This window comes from Cohnella sp. (genome assembly GCF_041640265.1).
Classification (GTDB): Bacteria; Bacillota; Bacilli; order Paenibacillales; family Paenibacillaceae; genus Cohnella.
Genome location: NZ_JBEQAP010000024.1, coordinates 53,913 through 78,378, shown reverse-complemented (window position 1 = coordinate 78,378; position 24,466 = coordinate 53,913). Strand labels below are relative to the sequence as shown.

Genomic DNA, 24,466 nt, shown 5'->3' with positions numbered 1-24,466 from the left:
TACCGCACTCTCATTGTCGTAAAAAGCGACAATGAAGAGCCGAAAGACACATACTGCTTGCTCATTGTCGTAAAAAGCGACAATGAAGAGCCGAAAGACACATACTGCTTGCTCATTGTCGTAAAAAGCGACAATGAAGAGCTGAAAGCCACATACCGCACTCTCATTGTCGTAAAAAGCGACAATGAAGAGCAGAAGGACATATACCGCTCACCATTGTCGCAAAAAGAGGCTGTCGATTAATTGTGGACAGTTTTAACGTGAACGTACACATGCAGAGAATGTATATGATTTTTCGGATACATTTGTAGAATCCGGGCTCAAATCGTGTTTTGTGTATGAAATTTCGCATAGAATCGACTGATTCGATGTGTGTGCTGCTCATTTTGTATGATTTTTCGTATACATTCTGTGGTCTCCCGCAGATTTCAGAAAGTTATGAACTGTTAATCGACAGCCTCAAAAAGCGACAATGAAGAGTCAAAAGCCACATATCGCTCGCTCATTCGTAAAAAGCGACAATGAAGAGCAGAAAGCTAAACACAGCCCACTCACTTCACCACCATGTTTCCAATAGGCGTAAATATGCAGCTATTTTTCATGCAGAAAAAAGTTAGCTGCACAGTGTAGAACCTTCCGAAGCAGTTTAATCAGAGATACTAAAATCTGCCCCGTAGTTAATCAAACATTGGATCAGGTCCAAGGAAAGCGGACAATGCACCGGGCAGTTCTTTTTGCCAGAAGCCCCACTTGTGCTCACCGTCTTTTTCCCCGTAAAACACCTTTGCGCCTTTTTCCTCTAACAATTTTCTCGCGTTCTGATTCAACTCCACGAAGTCGAATGTCCCCCGATCGGTTGCAAATTCATTTTCCTGAAGACCGACAATCATCCACACACGTAAGTATTCCAAACTTGAAGCAGACTGCATCTGTTTGCAATAATTATCGTAAAAAGCGCCGGAAAGTGAAATGATATGACTAAACATAGAAGGATAGGTGACGGCCAAGGAAACGCTGATCGCCCCGCCAAGTGAATCTCCGGCTAATATTCTCTGATCTCGATCATTTCGCACGGGGTAATGGGATTCTACCCATGGGATGAGTTCATCCGCGAAGAAACGGGTATAGGATGAATAACGATCTCCGTCAGGCGCGTATTCGGATGTGCGGTGCTTTTTATCAACATCAACACCAACAATAACGAAGGGTTCCCATCCTTCTTCTAGAATGAGCTTCTGCGCAAGTGTAGCAATCCGTCCGAAATTGAAAAAATCCTCGCCGTCCTGACAATAAACGACAGGATAGCTAATCCATGCCTGAAAACCAGGCGGCAAATAAACGCGAATCGTGCGGTTACCTTCAGGCAAATATTTGCTGGGAATTTCATGTTTATGAATCGTTCTCTTAAATAATGGGTTGTCACTCATTAGACAAACCTCCTTACTAGGTATGGGAATTAGCGGGTAAGGGAAAACCAAATGAAGGTCAATTTCCAGAGAGTGTATTATGCTGTTATACAATATGGAGATAACTGTTATATAAACATGATAAACACAAAAGCTATATAAACAAAGGATTTTCAGCACATTTTCTTTGACCAAAACGATTAAACAGAGATATAATAATAATATAACAGAAAGCCCTCTTCCACAATTAAAGATGAGGTGAACCTTATGAGTAATGTATCCACTGAAGCTCCAGTGATTAAAGCTGGTGCCCGACCACACGAAGTGAAGTCGGACAATGTCACACCACTGCAAGTATTGTCTCCGGAAGGTAAAGTCGTCAATCCGGAACGCATGCCTAAGCTATCTGACGATCAACTGAAGGAAATCATGTATCGTATGGTATTTACCCGTACATGGGATGATCGTGCGGTTAACCTAGGTCGTCAAGGACGTCTTGGCTTCTATGCGCCGGTTTCAGGCCAAGAAGCAACAATGGTCGGCAGCGAATATGCATTGGTGAAGGAAGATTTCATTTGCCCGGGATATCGCGATATGCCGCAGCTGGTTTGGCATGGTTTGCCATTATACCAAGCGTTTCTGTATTCCCGCGGTCATCAGCACGGCGGACAAATTCCTGAGGACGTTAACGTACTCATGCCGCAAATTATTATCGGTGCGCAAATTTTGCATGCTACAGGTATTGCAATGGGCTTTAAGCTTAAAAAAGAGAAACGCGTCGCAATTACTTATACAGGTGACGGCGGTTCCTCGGAAGGCGATTTCTACGAGGGCATGAACTTTGCGGGCGTGTTCAAATTGCCTGTCGTATACTTCGTGCAGAACAACGGTTATGCGATTACGACTCCATTCTCAAAGCAGACTGCTGCTCAGTCTATTGCTCACAAAGCTCTTGCTGCAGGCATTCGCGGGTTACAAGTAGATGGGATGGACGTGCTAGCCGTTATTTCTGCTGTACAGGAAGCTGCCGAGATCGGCCGTAATGGCGGCGGCGCAACCTTGATCGAGGCGATAACCTATCGTTTCCGTCCGCATTCCATGGCAGACGATACAACCAAATATCGTACCAAAGAAGAAGAGCAGGAGTGGAGCGTGAGGGATCCGCTTGTGCGATTCGGTAAATATTTGGAGAGTAAAGGTCTTTGGTCCGAGGAAGACACGGCGCGCGTGAAGGAAGAAGCGAAGAATACGGTAAACGAGCATATCAAGAAAGCAGAGCAAACGGAGAAAATGACCGTAGCCGGCTTGATCGACTCGATGTTCGAGAATACACCGCAGCACCTGGAAGAGCAAAAAGCTGATTTTCAATAATTTTTGCTGATTAATAACGAAGAAGACTTGCTTGTACCGAGTAATTGGGTGTATGAAGCAGGTCGCATAAATTCGAGACGACTGACGGGCGGTGTATCATCGCCTACGCAGCAGATCGCTCGTAGACGGGAGAGTTTACCAGCATGGCTCAAATGAATATGAAAGAAGCGATTCGCGATGCAATGCGCGTTGAGCTGAAACGCGATCCTAACGTCATTCTTTTCGGCGAAGACGTAGGTAAAGTAGGCGGTGTATTCCGCGCTACCGAAGGATTGCAAGGGGAATTCGGCGATACTCGGGTATTTGATACACCGCTGGCGGAATCCGCAATTGGCGGTCTTGCTGTGGGACTTGGAACGCAAGGCTTTCGTCCGATTGCCGAAATTCAGTTCGTCGGCTTTATCTTTGAAGCGCTTGATCAGATGTTCGTACAAGCGGCACGGATGCGTTTTCGTTCTGGCGGTCGTTATAATGCTCCTATCGTATTTCGCACCCCGTTCGGCGGCGGAGTTAAGGCGGCTGAATTGCATACGGACTCTCTAGAAGGTTTGGCTATTCAGACTCCGGGTATTAAAGTAATTGTACCTTCCAATCCTTATGACGCTAAGGGTCTTCTGATCTCGGCGATCCGCGATAATGATCCTGTATTTTTCATGGAGCATTTGAACCTGTATCATGCTTTCCGGGACGAGGTTCCCGAAGAAGAGTACACCGTTCCGATTGGTAAAGCCAAAGTTGTCCGAGAAGGCAAAGACATTACAATTATTGCTTATGGTTTGATGGTTCACACAGCAATGAAAGCGGCTGAGGAGCTTGAGAAGAGCGGAATTCAGGCCGAGGTTATCGATTTGCGCACATTGATGCCGCTTGATATCGACACTATCGTTGCTTCGATTCAGAAGACGAACCGTGCAATCGTAGTACAAGAAGCTCAGAAGACCTCTGGGGCTGCTGCAGAAATCATAGCTCAGATTAACGAGAAAGCGATTCTGCACCTTGAAGCTCCCGTACTTCGCGTCACAGGTCCAGATACAGTTTACCCATTCGCGCAAGTTGAGGATGCATGGCTGCCTTCTACGGCTCGCATCATAAAAACCGTAAATCAGGTGCTTCAGTTCTAATCGAGGAGGTTTGCAGGTGACCAGATTTGAATATCGGTTCCCGGAGCTAGGCGAGGGACTGCATGAAGGCGAAATCGTCAAAATGCACATCGCGCCAGGCCAAACGGTGACTGACGAAGATATTATCATGGAAGTTCAGAACGACAAAGCAATCGTTGAAGTCCCTTGTCCGGTTAATGGGAAGGTCATTGAAGTACGTGCCAAAGACGGACAGGTTATGCATGTCGGGGAAGTTGTCGCGATTATCGAAGCGGAAGGTGACGTTCCAGATCAAACTCCTTCTGCAGATGAAAGCCCAGCTCAAGCATCCGGCGGTGCAACAGGTAACAGTGCTGTCGGCGGTGCAGATACGAAGGACCAACCGGCACAACAGCCTGCCAGTGAACCAGCAGCTGAGAAAGCTTCTGAGGCAGCTCAAGCAACTCCACCAGCTGCAGTGAAGCCGGCAGCATCCGGCGGAATGGTGCTTGCTACACCTAGCGTTCGAAAGCTGGCTCGTGAGCAAGGCGTTACCATTGCGGAAGTTTCCGGAAGCGGCAAGAATGGCCGTATTACTCGCGATGACGTGCTTGGCTTTAATGCTGGCGGTGCGGCAAAAGCAGCGGAAGCCCCGACTGCAACGGAAGCTAATGAAGCTTCCAAAGCACCATCGGTTAGTGCTCCTGCGGCTGCCGTTACGACCGGCGGACCTGGAGTAGAAGAAAGAGTTCCCTTCAAAGGCATCCGCAAATTGATTGCAAACGCAATGGTTAAATCCGTCTACACTGCTCCTCACGTCACTCTAATGGACGAAGTGGATGTGACAGGACTAGTTGCCTTGCGTACACGCGCGAAGCCTGTTGCAGAGAAGAAGGGTGTTAAGCTTACTTACTTACCGTTTATCGTTAAAGCGCTCGTAGCAGCATGCCGTGAGTTCCCGGCTATGAATGCTATGATCGACGAAGCGGCAAACGAAATCGTCTATAAGAAATACTACAATATCGGTATTGCAACAGATACGGATAACGGTTTGATTGTTCCGGTTGTCTTCGATGCTGACCGTAAGAACATTTGGTCTATCGCGAATGAGATCCGCGAGCTTGCAACGCGCGGTCGTGATGGCAAGCTGTCCGCTGGTGAACTCAAAGGCAGTACCATTTCAATTACGAACATTGGTTCCGCAGGCGGCATGTTCTTTACGCCTGTCATCAACTTCCCCGAGGTTGCGATTCTGGGAACAGGCCGCATCTCCGAGAAAGCTGTAGTTAAGAATGGCGAAATCGTCATTGCACCGGTAATGGCTCTGTCGCTTAGCTTTGACCACCGTATTATTGATGGCGCAACTGCGCAAAATTTCGTAAATTACATTAAACAGCTGCTTAGTGATCCTGAGCTGCTCGTTATGGAGGTGTAATCCATGGTTGTAGGAGACGCTTCTCTAGATATTGATTTGCTTATCGTAGGTGCTGGACCTGGCGGTTACGTTGCTGCTATCCGTGCCGCGCAATTAGGGCAGAAGGTTATCATCGCAGACAAAGCCAAATTTGGCGGCGTATGCTTGAATGTCGGCTGTATTCCTTCCAAAGCATTAATCAATGCCGCGCATCACTATGAATCCATGCAGCATGCATCGGATTATGGCTTGTCGGCTGAAAATATCGGCGTAGATTTCGGCAAGGTTCAGGAGTACAAATCGTCCGTTGTTAACAAAATGACTGGCGGCGTGGAAATGCTTCTGAAGGCGAACAAGGTAGAAATGTTTAACGGCGAAGTCATGTTCATTAACCAGAATGAGGCTCGTCTGTTCAACGATCAGGAAGCACCGCGTTACCGTTTCAAGAACTGCATCATCGCGACGGGATCCCGTCCGATCGAGCTTAAGCCGTTCCCGTTCGGCGGACGTATTCTGTCTTCGACAGAAGCCCTTTCGCTTCCTGAATTGCCAAAAAGCCTTCTCGTAATCGGCGGAGGCTACATTGGCATCGAGCTAGGTCAAATGTATGCGAAATTCGGAACGAAAGTAACCGTTCTCGAAGGCGCTGAAACGATTCTTCCAGGCTTCGATAAAGACATGAGCCAGCTGGTCGTGAAGAAGCTTAAGAAATCAAACGTTGAGATTGTAAACGGCGCATTAGCTAAAGGCGCAGAACAAACCGACAATGACGTCACCGTTACGTACGAAGTCGGCGGAGAGCAGAAGTCGGTTACAGCTGACTATCTGCTGGTTACTGTAGGTCGTCGTCCGAATACGGATGGAGAGCTGGGTCTTGATCTGATTGATGTTAAAATCAGCGATCGCGGGTTGATCGAAGTCGATGACCAATGCCGGACTAACATACCGCACATATTCGCTATCGGCGATATTGTTCCGGGTGCCGCACTGGCGCACAAAGCTTCATACGAAGCTAAAGTCGCTGCTGAGGTTATTGCTGGTTTGCCTTCCAGAGTCGATTATAAATGTATTCCTGCTGTTGCCTTCTCCGATCCGGAATGCGCTAGCGTCGGTTACACGGAGAAGGAAGCGAAGGAAAAAGGACTGAACGTAAAGTCCAGCAAGTTCCCATTCGGCGGTAATGGCCGTGCGGTAACGCTGAACGGCGCTGACGGTTTCCTGAAGCTCATTCATGACGTAGACAACGGACTTGTTCTTGGCGCGCAAATTGCTGGCGTAGAAGCGTCCAATATGATCGCGGAGATCGGTCTTGCTATTGAGATGGGAGCAACGATTGAGGACATCGCATTAACGATTCACGCGCATCCTACGCTTGCCGAGATCACAATGGATGCGGCTGAACTTGCAATGGGTCACCCGATTCATACATTAGCTCCTAAATCTTAATATCTTTGTTCATACACCTTTATGACGGAATTTCACGACAACTCGTGAATAGCCTCATAGAGGTGTATTTTTCGTCATCCGAGCAAAAAGGAGCTTAATCCATGAATAACGAAGCTAGACCGGTTAGTCGATCGCGTTCCATTATGACGGAGTTAGTGTTTCCAACAGATACGAATCATCATGGTACGATGTTTGGCGGTACTCTGATGCAGTATATCGACAAAATCTCTGCAATATCCGCTATGAGGCATGCTGGAACCCCCGTTGTAACGGCTTCGACGGATAGCCTCGATTTTTTGACGCCAATACGCTTGGGTGAAGTTGTAGAGCTGGAAGCTTTCGTAACGTGGACTCATCGCAGCTCTATGGAGATATATGTTGTCGTACGGGCAGAGAATCTTTTTTCTGGTGATCGAAGAGTGACCTGTACCGCATTCTCAACCTTCGTAGCCGTAGACGAGAATGGAAAGCCGACACTCGCGCCACCCGTACAGCCGGAAAACGACGCAGAAAGAAAATTGTTCGACAGTGCTCCGGAACGTTACGAACAGCGTAAGAAACGCCGCGCCCAGCGGTTCTCGTCGACAGATGGCCGAGTCGAATGATACAATAAACTACAAAATAACATTCGTTGGGGTGTTTTTGTTGCGTAATTACTTAGATTTATTACAAGATGTGCTTAACAATGGAGCGGTGAAGGAAGACCGGACGGGGACTGGAACGTTGTCTGTATTCGGCAGACAGCTTAGGTATGATTTAGTCGAGGGCTTTCCGTTAGTCACTACCAAAAGAGTGCATCTCAAATCGGTCGTTCATGAGCTGTTATGGTTCCTGAGGGGCGATACGAATATTGAATATTTGAAGGATAACGGTGTAACGATATGGAACGAGTGGGCAGATGAGAATGGAGACTTAGGGCCGGTTTACGGCTCGCAGTGGCGAGCTTGGGAGACCCCGGACGGCCGGACAATTGATCAGATCGCTCAGGTTGTCGAGAGTATTAAGACGAATCCGAATTCGAGAAGACATATTGTCAGTGCGTGGAATGTCTCGGTAATCGATCAGATGAAGCTCCCCCCTTGTCATTATGTGTTCCAATTTTACGTCGCGGACGGCAAGCTAAGCTGTATGCTGACAATGCGTTCTGTTGACACCTTCCTTGGGTTGCCATTCAACATTGCTTCTTATGCTTTGTTGACTCATATGATGGCGCAGCAATGCGGCCTTGAGGTCGGAGAGTTCATATGGTCGGGCAGCGACGTTCACATCTACAGCAATCATCTGGAGCAGGTGAACCTCCAGTTATCGAGAGAGCCTTTTCCTTTACCGCAATTAATCATTAAACGCAAGCCAGACTCCATATTCGACTATACTTATGAGGATTTCGAGTTTGTCGGTTATGAGCATCATCCGGGGATCAAAGCTCCGGTTGCTGTATAGGTGAGGAATGCAATAAAATCCCCGACCATGTCTAAACTGGAGGGGATTTTATTGCATTATGCTGTACTGCAAACATGTATCAAAATACAATGCATATTTTACCGAAATACGAATTTTTTGCTAAGTGTTGAATGGCATCCACGGCTCGTGCGAAAGGGAACACGCTGTCAATTACAGGGTGCAGAGCATGCTGCTCGATCACGAGGTTCATGTTCTCGAACATTACACGGCTGCCGACATTGATCGCTTGAAGCCGTGCCTTCCTGAGTATAGCGGGGACAATCGCAAAGTCCTCTACGCTTGCGCCCGATAGAATGCCGACGATACTAATTTGTCCGCCTACCTTCAGAGCCGCAATGGAGCGGTTGACAGTAGACGCGCCGCCAAGGTCAACAATATGATCGGCTCCGCGTCCCTGAGTGTAATCAACAATGGCCTTATCCCAATCCACGGTTTGCTTGTAGTTGATCCCGTAATCGGCTCCAATCGATATTGCACGGTTCAGCTTCTCATCGCTGCTGGATGTGACAATCACTTTGGCACCTTGGAGCTTGGCGAACTGCAGGGCGAATAAGGAGACGCCGCCGGTACCTTGAACGACTACCGTATCCCCTGCTTTGACCTTACCTTCTTCTACGATGGCATGCCATGCCGTTACACCGGCACAAGGTAACGTTGCCGCTTCTTCATCAGTCAAATGTCCAGGTACGCGAACCAAACCATCCTCCGGTAAAATGGTATATTCAGCAAGCAACCCGTCAAGCGGGCTTCCAAGAGAAGTTACCCAATTTTCTTTCGTCGGTTCACCCACAGTCCAGCTCTGGGTAAAGATTCCGCATACACGCTCGCCTACTTGAAACTTGGAGGCGTGCTCTCCTAAGGCAATAACCTCGCCGACACCATCGGATACCGGTATAAGAGGGGTTGTCAGATTGGGATTGTAAAACCCATCTATCACTCCTAGATCGCGTGAGTTAAGAGCTACAGCTCTCATGCGGATAAGTACTTCGCCCGGGCCGGGTGTCGGAACCGGTCGCTCAACTTCAATAACGTGATCGATTCCGAAGCCGCCTTGAATAACGTATGCTTTCATTGTACATCTCTCCTTCGTAAGGGAATAGACATACAATAATTCATCAACTAAAATTTAGTAAGAACGTACTTTAAAGTGGCATACGTACCTTAAGGTGCGTAAGGAGGATATTTATTATGAAGCAGCCTGACATCTCCATATCTGCTTGCACTTACAGCCAGGTGCTTGAAATCGTGTCTAATAAATGGACCGCGTTGGTCATCTACGCCTTAGAGGATGGAACTATTCGATATGGAGAGGTGAAAAGTCGTATCGAAGGTGTATCGCAGAAAATGCTGACTCAATCCTTGAAACAACTGGAGCGAGACGGTTTGGTAAGACGAGAGGTTACACCGTCAGTACCCCCGATCGTAGAGTATTCACTGACTCCACTTGGAGAAACGTTAATTCCTTGCATGAAAATGTTAAAGGTTTGGGCATCGAATCATTATTCTTTGGTTAGGAAGGCTAGAGCAGAATACGACGGCGGGAAATAAGAAACATCGATCCATACTCTTTTCAGACGGAGCAGCCATTAAAATTCCTTCAAACCGTTTCTTCCTTTCGTTCGTTTGGTTAAGTGATGAACCTAATTCGGAGAGGGGAACGATAGCGAATGAACAATGGTATTCGAAGAATTTCTACGCGCAGTATGGCACTAATATTGGGGCTTTTAATGGTTTTGGTATGGGTATTAACCCCAATTACAGCGCTTGCGGAGGGCGAGCAGGCGGGAACTGCTACCGGGACTGCAACGGACGTTTCTGCAGTGAAAACATTTACGGCAACAGAAGCAGTAACTCAGCTTGGGATTTTACTTGGTGATGGAGATGGAGTTTCGGAGGCGTATCTAGCCAAGACAACGACTCGGCTTCAAGCAGCAATTCTGCTGTTAAGGTTAATGGGCAAAGAGAAAGAGGCGCAAGCCTATGCGGGTACGGATACTTTCGTCGATGCAGGATCAGCCGGCAAGGCAGCCCAGCCTGTGCTTGCATACCTGAAGAATCACCCTGAATACGGCTGGAGCGGAACGGGTGGAGGACGCTTTGATCCGACTTCCGCAATCACTTCACAGCAGCTTTACAAAGTGATGCTAGAGTCGCTTCAGTACAGTACGGCTACAGATTTTACTTATGCGGAAACACTGAAGTTTGCCGCTAGTCAAGGCTTGTCTCGATCGGCTGCTGCAACGCCATTCACTAACCGCGACTTGGCAGTTGCATTGACGGAAACACTTCAGGCGATGCCTAAGGGAAAAAGCCATTCTTTGCTGCACGAGCTAGTTGAGATGAAGGTGATCGCTGCCGATAAAGCGATGCTGCTAGAGGGACAGCGAATTGATATTCAGAAGCTGGCTGACGGCTCTTCCTATCTGACAGACGGTAAAGGCATGTCGCTTTATCTCTTTACGAAGGATATGGCTGATCTTAGCAGCTGCAAAGGGGAGTGCTTGAAGAACTGGCCTGTATTCTACTCCGATCAGCTGCTGCTCTCAGAAAACCTAAATGCTAAGGATTTCGGCTCATTCACTCGCACGGATGGTGCAAAGCAGCTCACCTATCAAGGATGGCCGCTCTATTATTTTATCAAAGACATGAAGGCAGATGACACGGCTGGAGAAGGAGTGGGGAATGTCTGGTTCCTCGTCAAACAACCTTTCTACACAGTCGCTCTAGGAACGGATACGAATACAGATACAAAGCTTGGCAACTATTTGGTCGACAGCAATGGAGTGAGCCTGTATTATTTCGACAAGGATCCGGCCGGCTCCAGCGTTTGTGCAGGGGATTGCCTAGTCAAATGGCCAGCTTTCCATACAGATTCTATTGTTACACCTAAAGGCTTGGATAAGAAGGATTTCGGAGAAATCACAAGAGCCGACGGCATGAAGCAAACAACGTTTAAAGGTTATCCGCTCTACACCTTTTTCCAGGATGTAAAAAGAGGTGACTTAAAGGGTCAAGCGGTGGGGAATGTGTGGTTCGTTGTGAATCCGCAGACTTTCTCTGGAACGACTGCAGGCAAAGCAACGCCAGTTCCTGCTCCAGCAGAGACGAAAGTTACAATCGAGATGAAAGAATACTCCTTCACACCTACGGAGCTGACGGTTAAAGCAGGTACGACAGTAGAATTCATCAACAGGGACGATATGCAGCATAATGCCGTGGCTGTTGACGGCTCTTTCAAGACGGAATTGCTGGACAAAGGGGAATCGGCGACAATTAAGCTCGATAAACCCGGTACCTACGAATATTTCTGCGAGCCTCATAAATCCTTCATGAAAGGAAAGATTATCGTCCAATGAGTAGACATAAGGGCATCTTGATCCTGATAGTCATGGTTATGTTTACATTTGCAGCTGCAGCTTGCGGATCCTCGATCGAAGACGCTGCAGCACCATCTGCTTCATCTTCTCAGCTGAGCGAAACCCAGCTGTCGTCTCCCGAGCAACCCGCGGCCGCGGCTTCGCCGCAATCAAGCGCGGCTGCTTCCGAGAATATTACAGAGCCGAGTGTAGAACCTAGCAGCGAATCTCCATCTCCAAGCGTTTCAAAGGAAGCCTCGCATGAACATGAAGCTGTGGAGTCGACTGAGGTGGTTCCATCCGCCTCTGCAAGCACGCAACCGGCTTCAGAAACACCTTCCAAGGAATCGGAGCCATCTGCATCCAAACCGTCGGAGAAGCCTTCAGCGGAGCCGTCGGCAGATGCTGCGGAAACGGTAATCGTGGAGATTAAGGACTTTGCATTTTCGCCAAGCGAATTGACGGTCAGTAAGGGGACTACGGTTACCTTCATCAATTTGGATAAAGTGAAGCATACCGCGACGGCAGATGATGGACAGTTCGATACGGGGCTGTTTGGTCAAGATAAGTCGGAAGACGTAAAGTTCAACGACGAAGGAACTTTTACTTATTATTGCGCACCGCACCCGGGTATGACAGGGAAAATCATAGTCAAGGGCGAATAAAGAATGGCGGGTGGGGAATGTTCCCATCCGCCAATTTGCCTGAGTGGACGAGGAGTAAAATATAGATGCCGAACGAGTCCGATGTAGAATTAATGCGTCATGTCCGCGATAAACGGATAGATTCTTTAGAGCTGCTATATGATCGTCATGCGCGGCTTGTATTCTCGTTTGCCCTCCGCATTTCCGGTGACGAGACTTTGGCGCGTGAGATCGTTCAGCTTGTTTTTGCGCGTCTTTGGACCACGCAAGCAGAATATGACGCGGGAAAAGGCCAATTTACGAGCTGGTTAATTACAGTGACTCGGCATATTTCCATCGATGTGTTGCGGCGCGAGCGCCGACATCAATCGGCGGTTTCGATAGAAGAAATGAAGGAATCTCTTGGCAGTTCCGCAGCAGACAATCCAGAAGCGATTGCTATTCGCAATGATCAACAAACGGTAATAGCGGCCGCATCCAAAAGACTAAGCGAGCCTCAGCAAAAGGTGATTGAAATGTTGTATTGGAAAGGGTACACACTTCAAGAAATTGCGGAGATCGGCGGAGAACCGGTCGGAACTGTCAAAAACCGGCTGCATCAGGCGCTCAAGTCACTTCGTCGGCATCTACAGGGCTTAAGGGAGGAACTTTAGGGATGAACAACGGGGAAACAACACTATGCGAAGGCTTGATTGAATATATGACAGGCGAGAGCTCCGATATGCAGCGCAAGAGATTCGAGAAGCATCTTGCTGCTTGTTCAGCATGCAAGGAAGAAGCCGCCCTCTGGCACGAGGTCTGGGACAGATTAGCCGAGGATGCTGAGCTTGTCGATCCCCCGGCAGATTTGAAGGAAGCCGTGTTGAGTTCCCTTATTAATAAAAATGATGATACTCTGAAGCCGGCTATGAAAGGCCCTAAACTCCGTTACAAGCGTTTTTTATCAAAGGTCATGCGGATCGCCGTGTTAATTTTGGTATTTCTGGCAGGTTGGATGGTTCGGGATATTGAGAATATCCCGAAGCAGGATGAAGCAGCTGCGCAATTACCCTCCAATATCGAAACCTTATTTCATTTGACGGCGGATAGAGACAACGGCATGTTTAATGAAAGTCCAAGAGCGTACGGTGTTGCCTGTCTTGTTCGTTCGGAAGATACAGAGCAGCTCATCGTTTATATTTTCGGTTCGCCGCCAACTCAGAGCGGAGAAGCTTATCAGGTATGGCTGTGGAACAAGGGCCAGCGAACAAGCGCAGGCACCTTCACTGTAGGAGCCTCCGGAATCGGAATTATGACGCTCCCCGTAACGAAAGGACTGCCGGATATAGACGCTGTAGGAGTTACGCTTGAAGAGGGTGAGTTTTCTTCCACGCCCCATGGACCGAGAATGTTTAGCTCCGAGGAACAATTACCAGCAGGGGATGTATAAAATTGGTTAGCCTCGCGAACAACATGTCCGGGTAGGCATCAACATCAGGGTGTGTTATGATGTGAAAAAAGCGGGTTTCAAACCAGAGAAGGAATCAAAGAGATGACAGTCACACTTATTGCCGCTGTCGCCGCCAATGGCGTCATTGGATCGAATAATAAATTACCTTGGCGATTGCCAGCCGAAATGAAATATTTTACTCAAAAAACGCTGGGAAAACCTGTGTTAATGGGCCGCAAGACATTCGAATCGTTACCCAAACCATTAAAGGATCGGACGAACATTATTTTGTCCCGTACATTAGAAGCGGCCCCTGAAGGCTGCGAGCTTGTTCGAACGATCTCTGAAGTGCTTGAGAGATACGGGAAAGACGAAATAATGGTAATTGGCGGGGCTGATATTTACAATCAAATGTTAGACGCAGCAGATCGACTGTTGATCACAGAGATTGATCATGCCTTCGAAGGGGATTCCTACTTTCCATCGTTCGACCGTAAGGAGTGGGAGCTTGTCTCTCGTACTCCCGGCATTCAAGACGATAAGAATATATGGCCATTCACATTTTGTGTCTATGAACGAGCAGTGTCGAAATAGTACAAATAATGTAGTGGATAATCCATTCTTACAGTTGGATAGTTTTGATAAGATGGTCTATCATCGACGGCCAATTTTTATAGTGAAAATTTATAAATTTAGACGTCACCGGCTAATTAATAAGAAGTTAGAAACCAATCTACGCATAAGCGAAATTCCGACAGATGGAGGAAATGAAGATGTCGACACCTACGGGTTTTATGGAATACAAGCGTGAGCTGCCCAGCGATCGTGATCCGTTGGAGCGCATCAAGGACTGGAATGAATTCCACCGGATGTTCTCCGATGATCAGCTTCGCACGCAAGGCGCGCGTTGTATGGATTGTGGCACTCCTTATTGTCACACTGGGATTGAGCTTGGAGGAAGTGTATCCGGCTGCCCGATTAATAACTTGATTCCAGAGTGGAACAGCTTAATTTACAGAGGACTTTGGAAAGAAGCTTATGAACGTCTAATGAAGACGAACAATTTTCCTGAGTTTACTGGACGCGTATGTCCAGCCCCATGTGAAGGCTCTTGTACCGTTGGTCTCATTGGAGATCCGGTAACTATTAAGACGATTGAGCAGGCGATTATCGACCGTGCTTTCGAAGAGGGTTGGGTTGTGGCGCAACCTCCGAAAACTCGCACTGGCAAGAAGGTAGCCGTAGTCGGCTCGGGACCTGCTGGACTGGCAGCTGCTGCTCAATTGAACAAAGCGGGCCATACGGTTACTGTCTATGAGAGAGCGGATCGTATAGGCGGGCTTCTGACTTACGGTATCCCGTCCATGAAGCTTGAAAAGGATATCGTGCAGCGTCGTGTCGATCTCATGGCTGCTGAGGGAGTAAAGTTTGTAGTAAATACAGAAATCGGTAAGGATATCTCCTCGCAAGAACTAACTGAGCAATATGATTCTGTCGTCCTGTGCGGCGGCGCAACAAAGGCGCGTCCGATTGGAAACGTAGAGGGTCATGAGCTTAATGGGATTTATCAAGCAATGGATTATCTGAACAGCTCGATCAAGAGTTATTTGGACAATGGAATGCAGGAAGGTACTTTTATTTCCGGCAAAGACAAACACGTAATCGTCATTGGCGGAGGTGATACGGGTACAGATTGCGTTGCTACTGCGATTCGTCATGGCTGCACGAGCGTCACTCAGTTCGGTACCCATTCCAAAGCGCCATCGGAGCGTGATTCGCTTAACAATCCATGGCCTGAATATCCTAACGTGTACACGTTAGATTACGCCCATGAAGAAGCGAAGGCATTGTATGGGGAAGATCCTCGGGCATTCTCCGTTCTAACAAAGAAATTTGTTGGAGACGAGAACGGTAATGTCAAGGAATTGCATACAGTGCAAATCCGCCGTTATGTGGACGAGCAGGGTCGCAAAATCTACGAAGAAATTGCGGGCACGGAGAAAGTTTGGCCGGCAGATCTCGTACTCGTAGCCGTTGGCTTTGAAGGACCGGAGCGTACGATCATTGATCAGCTGGGACTCGAAACCGACCGTCGCACGAATGTAAAAGCCAAATACGGCAAATATACGACCAATGTGGACAAGGTGTTCGCCGCTGGAGATATGAGACGTGGACAAAGCTTGATCGTTTGGGCGATTAACGAAGGCCGTGAATCCGCTCGTGAAGTTGATAAATACCTGATGGGAAGCACGATGCTGCCTTAATGATTACGATATTGTAAGAGAGGTTGTTCCGATCGACTGGAGCAGCCTCTTTTTGCGACTATACGAAGGAGGTCAGATAATGATTCGTTACAGTGACGAGTTGTGGGCAGAGCTTAAGTTCACGAATATACGATATGAGGTAGAGAGACGGGATCAACAATGGATAGATGTGGTATTGCGGGTTGAGACCGCGGAGGAAACACCTCTGCCTATGGACATTATTGATTTCAGTATTGTGGCGATCTGTACACATCAAGGGCATCCCATTCAGCTTGTTACATTGGAGGAAGGCTGTGACAGCGAATATCAGCTAACTGCAGAGGAGAAGGAGCAGATTAATGGTTTTATCCGTTCTGAGGAAGTGTTGAAGGCTATCTTACTTGCAGCCGAAGCAGTCGAATAACAAAGATAAACGTCGCTTGAGATGGAATGCTGTCTTCAATTGGGTCGTTGGACAGGCTATGCTCAAAACTTTCCTCTATGTTAAAATGTTGATATAGGCTTAGGGCTGAGGGGGAGGCCAGGTTATGGAAAATGCGGCACTGCTGTCACCAACGGATATTAACATCATCCGACGATACGTCCATACGAAATATGCGCCTCTACCGGGAGACCGCCGAGCCGAAATTGTGGCTGATGCGATCCGTCGTACCCTAAAGCAAAGACTGCCTAACGTACCATTAGAGATGAAGAATAAAATAACGGATGAGCTCATCTCCCGTTGTCTTGTAGGAGAGCAGAGAGACGTTAATCCGGAGGATGTTCTGGATCTATGCGCGCAATTAGAGGTTGATGAAGCGGAGCGAAATGAACGATTAGTTACCCCGATTCTAGATTGGGCAAGAGAACGCGCGCCCGGTAGATGGAGTCCAGAGCAGCTCACAAGCCGCCTTGAGAGAAGAAAGCTTTACACAATAGCCCTGGCTCCGGAATTAACGGGTAATATGGAGAGAAATTCAGAAAAGCTCTGGTTCAGGAATTTATTACCTCAGGCAAAGAAGCGCCTTCGCGGTCTCATTAATCCTAAAATTGGATGGGTTATGTTCGTCACAGTGATTATTAGTGCAATAGGGTCGACATTCCTGTTAAACGTTGCAGTGGTGCCAGAATCACAAGCGATAATAAAGCCGCCTGTTCTTATGACAGTACCTAAGGCGCCACCGGATATTGGGATGCCGGAACAATTAAGATATGCAGAATTTGATGCTGATGCATTAAAAACCTACTTGAAGAGCAGAGATGCTTTGTTGGCGGAGGAGCCTTACTTTGGCGCAATCGTACAAAGTGCGCGGAAGTTTGATGTTCATCCCTTACTCCTATTTGCGATTACAGGCCAAGAGCAGGCTTTCGTGCCGAAGTCGAGCAAGGATGCCAAGAAAATCGCGAACAATCCCTTTAACGTTTTTCACAGCTGGGAAGATTACAATACAGATATCCAGAATTCGGCAGATATAGCTTCAAGATTGCTCGTGAAGCTTGCGAATAGTCGTCCGGAAGGACATGAGCCCTTCAACTGGTTTAACAATACCTACGCGGAGGATCCATTATGGTCCGATGGCGTAAAGAAAATATTCAATAAATTATCAAGTTTACCGCCATCATCCAAATAAAAGCCGAGTCTAGCTGCAGGGTCTGCAGGTAAGCTCGGCTTTATTATTATCCTGGTTTTCTCATTCCTACGGCTTCCAAATAACCATGAATGGCGGGCGGCACCTGGGGCAGCGCCGTAAGCGTTAATAGGGCACCTTTAGGGGATGTATCGATAGGTATAACATTGTAAGTCCATTCTGTCTCTTGTTTCAAATACACAGCATTAATCCCGCATTGCAGAGCAGGGAGAACATCCGTTCGCACTGAATTGCCAATCATCCAAGTGTTAACCCGATCAAATTCGCCTTCAGACAAAATCTGCTCTAAAGCGGCTGTGTTCTTAAGCTGTCGCACATAAATTCGATCCTCGAAATATCGTTCAAGCTGCATGAGCTCGATTTTACGATTCTGGATTAAAGTATCCCCGCCTGTATAGAGATGCAGCTCGTGCCCTCGCTTGGCGAGCGTATCAAGCGTCTCCTCCATCTTGGGGTATGGTTCCACTTCCTGCTCATAGACGCTGTTACCAAGCTTCCAGAGCTTCTCCTCCTCAAGGGGAGAAGGCGCTCGCCCGGTGATGTCCTGGAAATATCGATAAGTATCGATGAAGGACTGAGGGAAATGCTCACTCTTGAAGCCTTGAACATGAACTCGAGCGATATCGATTTCAGTTTGCTTCTCCATGATGCTTGCACGGGTAATGCCGGCTGGTGAATACCAATCTGTCATTTCATCGGTGAATTGATCCAATATGAAATTAAAGTATTTGTTGCAGTATACCAATGTATCGTCAAGATCAAACATAATTTTTTGTTCCATTCGTCTGTTGTGCTCCTACTCTATTGCGAAGTCCGACCTTCATTAGCTTATCCAGTAATTGTTCAAATGTGTCGGCAGTTTAATCTTATTATCGTTTTCTTTTTATTATGGCTTGACGGAATAGGTTTGTAAACCAGTCGAAAGAGGAAAGCTACAAGAAAACCCTTCGGAAAATCGAAGGGCAGGGGGGTGAAAGGATATGGCTCAAAACAAAGCTGCAAAAATTGATTCAACGCGAAACAACGATAAGGCAAGAGACACAGAACAGGCAATTCAGATTAAAAAAATGATGCGTTATCCGCCCAGCTTGAATGGGATCAATAAAAATTTACCTTGATAATGTTCCTTAGCCTTTAAGTTGATTAAAGGCTAAGGTGTTTCGCGTCACGCATATTTAAGAATCTTCTCCGTGAGATTTCGTTTGATGTATTTAATGCGTTGACGAACATAGAAGTCGTAGCTGCCCCCGCTTAACTCGCGGGGGTTCATTGTATTCCCTGTGTCGTTATCAATGATGACGAGCTTCCCGTCGGTGAAAAATTTGAAGGTTAAGTCTCGAGACGGTCTGGATCCTCTGGGAGGCTCCAGATAACGGAGATGTTCACAGTTCACCATCCATCATCCCACCTATTTCATTAATATATGGAACGTGTGTTCCTGTTTTTATTATAGCAAACATTTGTTCGTATGGAAAGGAATTCCGTAATGTTTTACACTAGATTTATATCGGATGAAGGAGTAGGACAGCAATGATCGTAATTTCAGGCTTAACGCGCAAGATTCCCGAAGGGAAAACGATACTGAACCACGTGAATGCACGGTTGGAGCCAGGTGTTTTTATCGCTGTCGTAGGCGCAAGCGGGAGCGGTAAATCCGCTTTGCTTAAGGCGCTTGCTCTGAAAGAAATATGGACTTCCGGCGAATACAAGGTAGATGGTAAAGATCTAATCCAGGCCGGATTTCTCGCAAAAATGCGTTACCGCAGACAGGTTGCATTCCTGGAGCAGAAGCCGATCCTTTACGAGAAGAAGTCGGCGCTTAAGAATGTGCTGATCGGGGCTGCTGAGCAGACTCCCCTGTGGCGCCGCATAACTGGTAATATCCGCAGCGACGATTATATGGGCGGCATGGATATGCTGGAGCATGTAGGTTTGTTGGACAAGGCCAAACAACCTGTGGAGAAGATGAGCGGAGGCGAACGACAAAGAATTGCTATCGCGCGCTCGCTGGTTCATGGCGCCAAGCTCGTGCTTGCGGATGAGCCAGTATCCGGTTTGGATCCTCACTCCTCTGAAGAAATGATGCAAACTTTAAAGAAGCTCTGTCACGAAAAAGGAACAACGATCGTTGCCGCATTGCACCGAGTAGAATTGGCAGAGAAGTTCGCGGATGAAATATGGGGAATGCAAGAGGGACAGCTGGTACTCAATGTTAGAGGCAGAAGGTTAACTGCAGCAGAGAAGCTCCGAATAAATTAACGCCTGACGGTACTGGCGGACTTCTGTGGAAGTGAACCAATACAGTCAGACGCAATTATCTCCTTAATTAATCCAAGTTACTCAGCAGTCGGATCAGGCTTTCCTTCGGGATCGGCATCATTGGCCAAGCCGTGTAAGGAAGGTACTTTTCCGTGAGGCTGCGGGTTTTGTTTCCGGCTTTTCCATGCGCTTTCTCTTCGGCGTTTGGAGGGGGGCATAAGATTCCACCTTTCTGCTTATGACGTTTTGTCTTTCATTATCGTGGCGTTTGCAAGCGGACCTTATGCGCAGGATTCTGGAGAATCAAATAAAGGAGGGACGGAAATTGGGACAAAATATATCCCCATCGGCATATCCATTGCTGGCGGTTAATATCGGAAGCGTACAAGCTGGAATTTACAAGGGAAAAGAAACGCGATCAGGAATTGGCAAAAGCGCAGTTGATCACTCCGTCATGTTAACCGAGCTTGGACTCGTTGGTGATGAGCAAGCGGATTTAGTGCATCACGGGGGCATCGACAAGGCTATCTGTGTATATAACTTCAATCACTACTCTCATTGGGAAAAGATACTAAAGCGTCCTCTCGTCTATGGAACATTTGGAGAAAATTTCACCGTTCATCACCTATACGAGAATGAAGTTCATATTGGGAATATTTTTGATATCGGGAATGCAGTCGTTCAAGTAAGCCAGCCGCGACAGCCTTGTTGGAAGCTTGCGATGAAATGGGGATTAGACGAGCTGCCTTTACTTGTCACGGACAGCGGAGCGACTGGGTTCTACTTCCGCGTGCTCAGATCTGGTGAGGTTAAAGCAGGAGATCAGCTGCAGCTAAAGGAAACGCACCCTGCCCAAATCACAATCGCTGAGGCTAACCGTGTGATGCACAAGGATCGGGAGGATATTAACGGCATTCGTCGCTTATTGGAGGTCGAAGAGCTGTCAGCTAGCTGGGTGAATACATTGACGAGCAGGCTTAAGCGGTTAATTGATTGAGCCTACACAGGAATTATTGAACCTAGTGGATTTTCTCTATCTAAGTATTTGATCTCTGATCAGGTACTTATTGTTTTTTAAAGAATAAAAGGAAATCACTAAGTTCAAATCGAATAGGGTGTTAGAGAGTATTTTAGAGAAGCGGAGAGCAATCATGACAATGAATTTCGAAGAAATAATGGCTGCGATACTTCTGCTTATCGCCGTCCTTTGTTATTTCTTTTTAATCTTACCGACTCAATGGCTGAAGGTAGATCGCATCCAATACCCATGCGGACTAGGAGTCCGGGTTCTGCAAATCAGTGATTTGCATGTTGAGAAGCTGCGTGTAAGTCATACAAGACTAGAACGATTAATTCGGGAGGAGAATCCCGATTATATTTTTCTGACCGGCGATTATACGGAGAAGCCTCGTTACTTGGATAGAGTGGAGCGGTATGCCAAAGCAATATCATCCGCCGGGATCCCTGTATTCGCCGTTCTTGGCAATCACGATCATCGTCTTCGGCCAGGCAAGCTGAAACGCCTCATTCAGATTTTCAACAAAGAAGGTTTTCATGTGCTCATCAATCAGTCCTTTGTCGGACCGAATTTTCAAATCGTGGGCATTGATGACTTAAGCAGCAAAAAAAGCAAGATCGGGAAATCATTTGTAAATATTGACCCGAAGAAACCGACAATAGTTATTACTCATGACCCCAACACGGTGCTGCATATTAAACATAGGTATACTTATTTGGTATCTGGTCATTTCCATGGCATGCAATTCAAAGTCCCTTTTCTTTACCGTTTCATCAAAAAGGGCAGGCTAGCAGCTGAGGGGATCATTAAGGGTTTACATACGGGTTCCCATGGAACGTATTATATTTCACAAGGAATTGGTCAGGCTGGCCTGAATGCCCGTTTCCTTATTCGAAGCGAAGTGACTTTGCATGAATTGTAAGGCAGTTGTTACTGCGGATAATATGAGAATATGTTGGCAGAATGCTGGAGCAGGGTAATAAGTGAAAGGCTCACGAGTAGAAAGGGGCTGCGGGTAACATGACTTTCATTAAAGCTTTAGCAGGGAACTTTCCTTTGATCGCTGCATCTGTGACTATCCTTTTAGCTCAGCTTGTAAAGGTGCCGATCGTTTTTATAACGCAACGAATATGGAATCCCCAGCTTGGCTTCAGCACGGGGGGGATGCCGAGCTCGCATTCCGCTGCTGTCACCTCTTTGGCAACAGCCATTGGCATACAAGAAGGTTTATCCTCCGTTGCTTTTGCAATTGCGGTGGTTATCGCTGCCATCACGATGTTCGATGCGCAAGGGATCCGAAGACATGCAGGCATACATGCATCGCTTATCAATCGTTTAATGACTACAGGAGATCGAGTAGAGACGGATGGATATACCCACAAAGCATTAAAGGAATTATTGGGTCACAAGCCAATTGAGGTTGTTGTCGGGGCATTATTCGGCATCGTGTCAAGTCTTCTCATCTATGGATTATTTTATTATTAGCTGAAAGAAACATAAACGAATTTAGGCTGTTCCGAGGTCAATAGACTAAGGTTCAGCCATTTTTCTATTCATATAGACAACTAAAAGCAATGCAACCCTATTGCGATCATACAATAGAAAATAGGGAGGCGATGGAGGATGAACACGGCGCAGCGGATGGGTTATGGGAAAACGGAGAGGTTGTTGATTGTTAATGCGGATGATTTCGGACTATGCCGCAGTGTTAATGAGGGTGTGGCAGAACTGCTGCTGGGTCATCAGATTAGCTCGGCAACAATCATGATGAACTGCTCCTGGTCCGCTGATGCGGTTTCATTCATCCATGAGACTGTCCCTGATGCGGATATTGGTATTCATTGGACTTTAACAAGCGAATGGTCAAGGTATAGGTGGGGCTCGTTAAGCCGAAGTCGTGGAACAACAACCTTGACCGACCATCTGGGCTGGTTTCCAGCATCGGTTGTGGAGATCGAACAACGAGCGGATCCGGAAGAGGTAAGAGTGGAGCTTATCTCGCAGATCGAGGCCGCACTGAAGGCTGGAGTGACGTTGACACACGCGGATAACCATATGGGCAGCTTATATGGTTTTTATTCCGGTAAGGATTTGCTTCCTATTGCTTTCGACGTATGCGCTCGTTATGGACTCCCATTCCGTCTGCCTCGGCGCCTAATATCGATAGGAGGGAGAACGATTCCAGTTGAGCTGCAGGAGCGTGCCAAAGTCAGAGCTCGTCAAGCAGAAGATCGAGGCATAGTACTCCCTGACTATGTTACGGGCCCTGAATATCGCCTGAGTGACGGTGATACGTATGACTCCGTTAAGACAGAGGGAATTGGTCTTCTTCGTCAACTTTTACCGGGTATAACAGAGTGGATTACTCACCCATCACATGTAACGGATGAGCTGCGCGCTTTCCACGGACACTCAGAGAAAAGAGGAATGGAGTTAAAGTTTTGGAAGGATGAAGATGTGAGAGCTGTGCTCACGGAAGAACAAATACGGTTGATAGGCTGGAAGGAGCTTCAAAGCTTCCAAGCAAGCTTAGCTACTTAAAAAAGAGGAATTTAATAATTTTTCGCGAAATATTATATTGATTGTCTATTGCAAATATTCTGAATTTATCCTCGAATTAACGCGAAAGGGGATCAGACAGCGACATGGTTAAGTTGCCCAAAGTGAACGAGCTCGGTTTTTTTGAAATTCGTTTGGAGTCAATCGGAGGGTTGGGAGCTAATCTGGCAGGAAAAATGTTAGCGGAAGCGGGAGTTATGGGTGTTGGATTAAATGGAGTGAGCTTCAGCTCCTACGGATCCGAGAAGAAAGGCTCCCCGGTAAAAGCGCATATTCGTTTTTGCGATATCGATACGCGTATCCGCGATACGTCTCCTGTTGAAAGACCGCACGTTATCGGGATTTTCCACGAAAACCTGTCTAAAACAATTAACGTTATTTCCGGGATGTATGAAGACAGCATTGTACTAGTCAACTCTAGAAAGTCACCAGAGCAACTCAAAGATCAGCTTAAGCTTAAAGGTGGAATTATTGCCGTAGTCGATGCAACCGGAATAGCCATGGATGAGAATAATCGCGTTAATATGGCTATGCTCGGCGGATTGTTCCGGTTATGTCCGTTCCTGGATGTAGAATTCATGAAGGGCGTTATCCGTAAATCACTGGAGAAGAAGTATCCAGCAGCCGTACAGCCAGCCTTAAATACGTTCCAACGCGGGTTCGATGAGATGATATTCCAGACTTATTCATTGGTCAACGGTGATGTTATGCCTGATTACGTTCGGATGGATACGCCGGTTCTAGGCTATGAAACGCAGCCCTTGGGCGGAATTATTACGAATCCAGGCAACAGTATTCTGAAGGACTTAAGTATTTCGCGAGCCGGGATGATGCCGCATTTCGCCGATGAGAAGTGTATTCATTGCGCGGCTTGCGATAACGTATGTCCGGATTTCTGCTTCGTATGGGAGGAGCAAGCGGATAAGAAAGGTCGTCCGCAGATGTTCCTTCAAGGAATTGACTATCAATATTGCAAAGGCTGCCTGAAATGCGTCCAAGCTTGTCCGACGGATGCGCTCTCAAGCGAGCTAGAGGAAGATGGCTATGCCGAGTTGAATCGCATCGCGCACAAATTTCATTTGGCAATCTAATAGATAAAGCGTCAGGAAGTTTTCCAGCGAGAAACCGATAG

At 47.2% G+C, this 24,466-nt stretch carries 28 protein-coding genes; 23 read left to right on the top strand and 5 right to left on the bottom strand.

Annotation, left to right across the window (positions count from 1 at the left end; translation table 11 throughout):
• Positions 1 to 243 (top strand): hypothetical protein (locus ACESLK_RS17550; RefSeq protein ID WP_373230996.1); only part of this gene is annotated, 243 nt, incomplete at its 5' end.
• Between the two features lie 434 nt (positions 244 to 677).
• On the opposite strand, the gene ACESLK_RS17545 is transcribed toward ACESLK_RS17550, so the two are convergent.
• Positions 678 to 1,427: an alpha/beta hydrolase gene (locus tag ACESLK_RS17545; protein WP_373230995.1), complete on the bottom strand. Its 750-nt coding sequence runs from the start codon at positions 1,425 to 1,427 to the stop codon at positions 678 to 680.
• A 246-nt stretch (positions 1,428 to 1,673) separates the two neighbouring features.
• On the opposite strand from ACESLK_RS17545, the gene pdhA reads away from it, so the two are divergent.
• From pdhA to thyA, 6 genes are all read left to right on the top strand, one after another.
• On the top strand, positions 1,674 to 2,777 hold the full coding sequence (gene pdhA / locus ACESLK_RS17540; RefSeq protein WP_373230994.1) for a pyruvate dehydrogenase (acetyl-transferring) E1 component subunit alpha: 1,104 nt from the start codon (positions 1,674 to 1,676) through the stop codon (positions 2,775 to 2,777).
• 143 nt (positions 2,778 to 2,920) lie between these two features.
• Complete coding sequence (locus ACESLK_RS17535; protein ID WP_373230993.1) at positions 2,921 to 3,898, top strand: alpha-ketoacid dehydrogenase subunit beta; 978 nt, start codon at positions 2,921 to 2,923, stop codon at positions 3,896 to 3,898.
• A gap of 16 nt (positions 3,899 to 3,914) precedes the next feature.
• On the top strand, positions 3,915 to 5,291 hold the full coding sequence (locus ACESLK_RS17530) for a dihydrolipoamide acetyltransferase family protein (protein ID WP_373230992.1): 1,377 nt from the start codon (positions 3,915 to 3,917) through the stop codon (positions 5,289 to 5,291).
• Positions 5,292 to 5,294: 3 nt separating this feature from the next.
• Positions 5,295 to 6,716, top strand: coding sequence for a dihydrolipoyl dehydrogenase (lpdA, locus tag ACESLK_RS17525; protein WP_373230991.1), 1,422 nt, complete (start codon positions 5,295 to 5,297; stop codon positions 6,714 to 6,716).
• A gap of 101 nt (positions 6,717 to 6,817) precedes the next feature.
• Complete coding sequence (locus tag ACESLK_RS17520) at positions 6,818 to 7,321, top strand: acyl-CoA thioesterase (protein WP_373230990.1); 504 nt, start codon at positions 6,818 to 6,820, stop codon at positions 7,319 to 7,321.
• A 40-nt stretch (positions 7,322 to 7,361) separates the two neighbouring features.
• On the top strand, positions 7,362 to 8,156 hold the full coding sequence (thyA, locus tag ACESLK_RS17515) for a thymidylate synthase (protein ID WP_373230989.1): 795 nt from the start codon (positions 7,362 to 7,364) through the stop codon (positions 8,154 to 8,156).
• A gap of 79 nt (positions 8,157 to 8,235) precedes the next feature.
• On the opposite strand, the gene ACESLK_RS17510 is transcribed toward thyA, so the two are convergent.
• On the bottom strand, positions 8,236 to 9,249 hold the full coding sequence (locus tag ACESLK_RS17510; protein WP_373230988.1) for a zinc-dependent alcohol dehydrogenase family protein: 1,014 nt from the start codon (positions 9,247 to 9,249) through the stop codon (positions 8,236 to 8,238).
• A 116-nt stretch (positions 9,250 to 9,365) separates the two neighbouring features.
• On the opposite strand from ACESLK_RS17510, the gene ACESLK_RS17505 reads away from it, so the two are divergent.
• The 9 genes from ACESLK_RS17505 (at position 9,366) to ACESLK_RS17465 (ending at position 17,480) form a co-directional block, all read left to right on the top strand.
• Positions 9,366 to 9,725: a winged helix-turn-helix transcriptional regulator gene (locus tag ACESLK_RS17505; protein WP_373230987.1), complete on the top strand. Its 360-nt coding sequence runs from the start codon at positions 9,366 to 9,368 to the stop codon at positions 9,723 to 9,725.
• A 119-nt stretch (positions 9,726 to 9,844) separates the two neighbouring features.
• Positions 9,845 to 11,533, top strand: a complete 1,689-nt coding sequence (locus ACESLK_RS17500; RefSeq protein WP_373230986.1) for a plastocyanin/azurin family copper-binding protein — start codon at positions 9,845 to 9,847, stop codon at positions 11,531 to 11,533.
• Entirely contained in the window at positions 11,530 to 12,198 is a 669-nt protein-coding gene (locus ACESLK_RS17495; protein ID WP_373230985.1) for a cupredoxin domain-containing protein, read from the top strand. The genes ACESLK_RS17500 and ACESLK_RS17495 overlap by 4 nt, the downstream gene beginning before the upstream one ends.
• Before the next feature lie 65 nt (positions 12,199 to 12,263).
• Complete coding sequence (locus tag ACESLK_RS17490) at positions 12,264 to 12,830, top strand: RNA polymerase sigma factor (protein WP_373230984.1); 567 nt, start codon at positions 12,264 to 12,266, stop codon at positions 12,828 to 12,830.
• A gap of 2 nt (positions 12,831 to 12,832) precedes the next feature.
• Complete coding sequence (locus tag ACESLK_RS17485) at positions 12,833 to 13,606, top strand: anti-sigma factor (protein ID WP_373230983.1); 774 nt, start codon at positions 12,833 to 12,835, stop codon at positions 13,604 to 13,606.
• 102 nt (positions 13,607 to 13,708) lie between these two features.
• Positions 13,709 to 14,200: a dihydrofolate reductase gene (locus ACESLK_RS17480; RefSeq protein WP_373230982.1), complete on the top strand. Its 492-nt coding sequence runs from the start codon at positions 13,709 to 13,711 to the stop codon at positions 14,198 to 14,200.
• A 179-nt stretch (positions 14,201 to 14,379) separates the two neighbouring features.
• Positions 14,380 to 15,870 carry a glutamate synthase subunit beta gene (locus ACESLK_RS17475; protein ID WP_373230981.1) on the top strand — a complete coding sequence of 497 codons (1,491 nt, stop codon included), beginning with the start codon at positions 14,380 to 14,382 and terminating at the stop codon, positions 15,868 to 15,870.
• A 79-nt stretch (positions 15,871 to 15,949) separates the two neighbouring features.
• Positions 15,950 to 16,273 carry a hypothetical protein gene (locus ACESLK_RS17470; RefSeq protein ID WP_373230980.1) on the top strand — a complete coding sequence of 108 codons (324 nt, stop codon included), beginning with the start codon at positions 15,950 to 15,952 and terminating at the stop codon, positions 16,271 to 16,273.
• A gap of 124 nt (positions 16,274 to 16,397) precedes the next feature.
• Positions 16,398 to 17,480, top strand: coding sequence for a hypothetical protein (locus ACESLK_RS17465; protein ID WP_373230979.1), 1,083 nt, complete (start codon positions 16,398 to 16,400; stop codon positions 17,478 to 17,480).
• A gap of 46 nt (positions 17,481 to 17,526) precedes the next feature.
• On the opposite strand, the gene ACESLK_RS17460 is transcribed toward ACESLK_RS17465, so the two are convergent.
• On the bottom strand, positions 17,527 to 18,279 hold the full coding sequence (locus tag ACESLK_RS17460) for an HAD family hydrolase (protein ID WP_373230978.1): 753 nt from the start codon (positions 18,277 to 18,279) through the stop codon (positions 17,527 to 17,529).
• A 199-nt stretch (positions 18,280 to 18,478) separates the two neighbouring features.
• Between ACESLK_RS17460 and ACESLK_RS17455 the strand changes: the two genes are divergently transcribed.
• On the top strand, positions 18,479 to 18,616 hold the full coding sequence (locus ACESLK_RS17455) for a hypothetical protein (protein WP_373230977.1): 138 nt from the start codon (positions 18,479 to 18,481) through the stop codon (positions 18,614 to 18,616).
• A gap of 47 nt (positions 18,617 to 18,663) precedes the next feature.
• Here ACESLK_RS17455 and ACESLK_RS17450 read toward each other — a convergent pair whose 3' ends face one another.
• A complete protein-coding gene (locus ACESLK_RS17450) occupies positions 18,664 to 18,894 on the bottom strand; it encodes a hypothetical protein (protein ID WP_373230975.1) in 231 nt (76 codons plus the stop codon).
• 134 nt (positions 18,895 to 19,028) lie between these two features.
• Here ACESLK_RS17450 and ACESLK_RS17445 point away from each other — a divergent pair, with 134 nt between their 5' ends.
• On the top strand, positions 19,029 to 19,757 hold the full coding sequence (locus ACESLK_RS17445) for a phosphonate ABC transporter ATP-binding protein (protein WP_373230974.1): 729 nt from the start codon (positions 19,029 to 19,031) through the stop codon (positions 19,755 to 19,757).
• 77 nt (positions 19,758 to 19,834) lie between these two features.
• On the opposite strand, the gene ACESLK_RS17440 is transcribed toward ACESLK_RS17445, so the two are convergent.
• The gene (locus ACESLK_RS17440; protein WP_373230972.1) at positions 19,835 to 19,975 is read right to left on the bottom strand and encodes a DUF6254 family protein; all 141 of its coding nucleotides are present in this window, start codon (positions 19,973 to 19,975) and stop codon (positions 19,835 to 19,837) included.
• A 107-nt stretch (positions 19,976 to 20,082) separates the two neighbouring features.
• Here ACESLK_RS17440 and ACESLK_RS17435 point away from each other — a divergent pair, with 107 nt between their 5' ends.
• The 5 genes from ACESLK_RS17435 (at position 20,083) to ACESLK_RS17415 (ending at position 24,425) form a co-directional block, all read left to right on the top strand.
• Positions 20,083 to 20,754 carry an MOSC domain-containing protein gene (locus ACESLK_RS17435; protein WP_373230970.1) on the top strand — a complete coding sequence of 224 codons (672 nt, stop codon included), beginning with the start codon at positions 20,083 to 20,085 and terminating at the stop codon, positions 20,752 to 20,754.
• Positions 20,755 to 20,908: 154 nt separating this feature from the next.
• Positions 20,909 to 21,697: a metallophosphoesterase gene (locus tag ACESLK_RS17430; RefSeq protein WP_373230968.1), complete on the top strand. Its 789-nt coding sequence runs from the start codon at positions 20,909 to 20,911 to the stop codon at positions 21,695 to 21,697.
• A gap of 98 nt (positions 21,698 to 21,795) precedes the next feature.
• Positions 21,796 to 22,260: a divergent PAP2 family protein gene (locus ACESLK_RS17425; protein ID WP_373230967.1), complete on the top strand. Its 465-nt coding sequence runs from the start codon at positions 21,796 to 21,798 to the stop codon at positions 22,258 to 22,260.
• Positions 22,261 to 22,398: 138 nt separating this feature from the next.
• Positions 22,399 to 23,316 (top strand): polysaccharide deacetylase family protein, encoded by a 918-nt coding sequence (locus tag ACESLK_RS17420; protein WP_373230965.1) that lies wholly within the window; start codon positions 22,399 to 22,401, stop codon positions 23,314 to 23,316.
• 104 nt (positions 23,317 to 23,420) lie between these two features.
• Positions 23,421 to 24,425 carry a 2-oxoacid:acceptor oxidoreductase family protein gene (locus ACESLK_RS17415; RefSeq protein ID WP_373230963.1) on the top strand — a complete coding sequence of 335 codons (1,005 nt, stop codon included), beginning with the start codon at positions 23,421 to 23,423 and terminating at the stop codon, positions 24,423 to 24,425.
• The last annotated feature ends 41 nt before the right edge of the window (positions 24,426 to 24,466 follow it).

Coding starts and splice junctions, on each gene's coding strand:
- ACESLK_RS17545 (WP_373230995.1), bottom strand. CDS start 1,427: ATGAGTGACAACCCATTATTTAAGAGAACGATTCATAAACATGAAATT.
- pdhA (WP_373230994.1), top strand. CDS start 1,674: ATGAGTAATGTATCCACTGAAGCTCCAGTGATTAAAGCTGGTGCCCGA.
- ACESLK_RS17535 (WP_373230993.1), top strand. CDS start 2,921: ATGGCTCAAATGAATATGAAAGAAGCGATTCGCGATGCAATGCGCGTT.
- lpdA (WP_373230991.1), top strand. CDS start 5,295: ATGGTTGTAGGAGACGCTTCTCTAGATATTGATTTGCTTATCGTAGGT.
- ACESLK_RS17520 (WP_373230990.1), top strand. CDS start 6,818: ATGAATAACGAAGCTAGACCGGTTAGTCGATCGCGTTCCATTATGACG.
- ACESLK_RS17510 (WP_373230988.1), bottom strand. CDS start 9,249: ATGAAAGCATACGTTATTCAAGGCGGCTTCGGAATCGATCACGTTATT.
- ACESLK_RS17505 (WP_373230987.1), top strand. CDS start 9,366: ATGAAGCAGCCTGACATCTCCATATCTGCTTGCACTTACAGCCAGGTG.
- ACESLK_RS17500 (WP_373230986.1), top strand. CDS start 9,845: ATGAACAATGGTATTCGAAGAATTTCTACGCGCAGTATGGCACTAATA.
- ACESLK_RS17495 (WP_373230985.1), top strand. CDS start 11,530: ATGAGTAGACATAAGGGCATCTTGATCCTGATAGTCATGGTTATGTTT.
- ACESLK_RS17490 (WP_373230984.1), top strand. CDS start 12,264: ATGCCGAACGAGTCCGATGTAGAATTAATGCGTCATGTCCGCGATAAA.
- ACESLK_RS17485 (WP_373230983.1), top strand. CDS start 12,833: ATGAACAACGGGGAAACAACACTATGCGAAGGCTTGATTGAATATATG.
- ACESLK_RS17480 (WP_373230982.1), top strand. CDS start 13,709: ATGACAGTCACACTTATTGCCGCTGTCGCCGCCAATGGCGTCATTGGA.
- ACESLK_RS17475 (WP_373230981.1), top strand. CDS start 14,380: ATGTCGACACCTACGGGTTTTATGGAATACAAGCGTGAGCTGCCCAGC.
- ACESLK_RS17470 (WP_373230980.1), top strand. CDS start 15,950: ATGATTCGTTACAGTGACGAGTTGTGGGCAGAGCTTAAGTTCACGAAT.
- ACESLK_RS17465 (WP_373230979.1), top strand. CDS start 16,398: ATGGAAAATGCGGCACTGCTGTCACCAACGGATATTAACATCATCCGA.
- ACESLK_RS17460 (WP_373230978.1), bottom strand. CDS start 18,279: ATGGAACAAAAAATTATGTTTGATCTTGACGATACATTGGTATACTGC.
- ACESLK_RS17455 (WP_373230977.1), top strand. CDS start 18,479: ATGGCTCAAAACAAAGCTGCAAAAATTGATTCAACGCGAAACAACGAT.
- ACESLK_RS17450 (WP_373230975.1), bottom strand. CDS start 18,894: ATGGTGAACTGTGAACATCTCCGTTATCTGGAGCCTCCCAGAGGATCC.
- ACESLK_RS17445 (WP_373230974.1), top strand. CDS start 19,029: ATGATCGTAATTTCAGGCTTAACGCGCAAGATTCCCGAAGGGAAAACG.
- ACESLK_RS17440 (WP_373230972.1), bottom strand. CDS start 19,975: ATGCCCCCCTCCAAACGCCGAAGAGAAAGCGCATGGAAAAGCCGGAAA.
- ACESLK_RS17430 (WP_373230968.1), top strand. CDS start 20,909: ATGACAATGAATTTCGAAGAAATAATGGCTGCGATACTTCTGCTTATC.
- ACESLK_RS17425 (WP_373230967.1), top strand. CDS start 21,796: ATGACTTTCATTAAAGCTTTAGCAGGGAACTTTCCTTTGATCGCTGCA.
- ACESLK_RS17420 (WP_373230965.1), top strand. CDS start 22,399: ATGAACACGGCGCAGCGGATGGGTTATGGGAAAACGGAGAGGTTGTTG.
- ACESLK_RS17415 (WP_373230963.1), top strand. CDS start 23,421: ATGGTTAAGTTGCCCAAAGTGAACGAGCTCGGTTTTTTTGAAATTCGT.